Origin of the sequence: Microbispora sp. NPDC049633 (genome assembly GCF_040675265.1) — a bacterium.
GTDB lineage: Bacteria > Actinomycetota > Actinomycetes > Streptosporangiales > Streptosporangiaceae > Microbispora > Microbispora maris.
The window spans coordinates 1-1,544 of record NZ_JBFAOO010000412.1; the positions used below are offsets into that span (position 1 = coordinate 1).

The 1,544-nt window shown below is 70.3% G+C and carries 2 protein-coding genes; one reads left to right on the plus strand and one right to left on the minus strand.

The features are described 5' to 3' along the window. The coding region (locus tag AB0J39_RS39480) for an ROK family protein (protein ID WP_363474324.1) at positions 1–639 on the minus strand (639 nt) is incomplete at its 3' end. A 245-nt stretch (positions 640–884) separates the two neighbouring features. Here AB0J39_RS39480 and AB0J39_RS39485 point away from each other — a divergent pair. Beyond that, positions 885–1,544 (plus strand): ROK family transcriptional regulator (locus tag AB0J39_RS39485; protein WP_363474326.1); only part of this gene is annotated, 660 nt, incomplete at its 3' end.

A 1,544-nucleotide genomic window follows, 5' to 3' on the forward strand; every position in this document is an offset into this window, starting at 1 on the left:
TGCGGCGAGGTTGGCGTCGTTGTCCACGCGCACGGGCACGCGCAGCGAGCCGAGCATCGCGGAAAGCTGGTCCGCCAGCGGCAGGTCCTGCCAGTAGAGGTTCGGCGCGAGCGTCACGACGCCGCGCGCCACGTCCACGAGGCCGGGTACGGCCACCACGATGCCCGCGGGCATGGCGCCGGCCCGCGCCATCGCCTCCACGGACTCCTTGGCCACGAGCCCGAGCCGGCGCACCGCGCTGTCCGGGCGGCTGCCCATCGTGTCGAAGACCACCCGGCGCTCGACCAGGACGCGGCCGCTGAGGTCGGTGCCGTGGACCGCGATGTAGTCGACGTTGATCTCCATGCCCAGAGCGCCGACGTGCGCGCCGTGCAGCGCCACCGTCCGCCTGGGACGTCCGACGGCGCCCACGTGCTCGACGCCGAGCTCCCGCACCAGCCGCCGTTCGAGGAGCTCGGACATGAGGCTGGAGACGGTGGCCCGGTGCAGTCCCGTCGCGTCGGCGATGTCGGCGCGGGACAGGGTGACGTGGTCGCGCAGTTCGCGGAGCACCATCGAGAGGTTCGCCCGGCGCAGCGCGGCGGGGCCCGCCGGCGGAGAGCCACCCCAGGGACGGGTGAGGTGCGACTCGTACGTCACTCTGCCCTCACCTGCCCTTTGTTTGTCTCTGAGATCAATTAATCAGGGTTGTAACACGCAGGTGTCCGAACGTGCACCCCCGCGACGCGTAACGAGTTGGCATCGCTCCGTTCCGCCGCAGGTCAGGGTCAATTTGTGACCTGGTTACCGGAACGTTACGCAAATCACTGCCGGTTCCCCCTTGTGCCTGGAGGAAATCAGCGCCTTTAATTCGGCCAGCCATGCGAACTAATTGAGGGAGAGCGGTGGACCACAGCAGGGCCGACGGCCGTACGGCCGACTCGCCGAGTCGGGGTGGGTCCGCGGGTGTTCCCGCGGACCAGGCCACCGTGCGCCGTTCCAACCTTGCTCTGGTGCTGCGGCACGTGAGCGCCTACGGCCCGTGCTCCCGGTCGGCCGTCGCCGTCGCGACCGGGTTGAACAAGACGACTGTCACCAGCCTGGTGAACGAGTTGCAGGCACGAGGGCTGGTCAAGGAGACCGGACCGCAGCACGCCGGCTCCGTGGGCCGCCCGAGTGTCGCGCTAGTCCTGGACGGTTCGGGGGTCGGCGCCCTGGGCGTGGAGGTCAACGTCGACTACATCGCCGCCTTCGCCACGGACCTGGCCGGCAGAGTGCTCGCCGACCGGCGCATCGGCTTCGACGCCATGGGGTCCAGTCCGGAACACTCGCTCGACGAGCTGGCCCGGATGGTCGAGCGGACCGTCGCCGACCTCGACCGGATCGGGGTCGCTCCCGCGGGGATCACCGTGGCCGTTCCCGGTCTGATCGACACGACCACCGGCACCGTCGTCGTCGCCCCGAATCTCGGCTGGCGCGGGGTGGCGGTGGCCGAGCGGCTGTCCCAGGCCGACATCCGCGCGGACATCCCCATCGCCGTGGACAACGACGCCAATCTCGCCGCG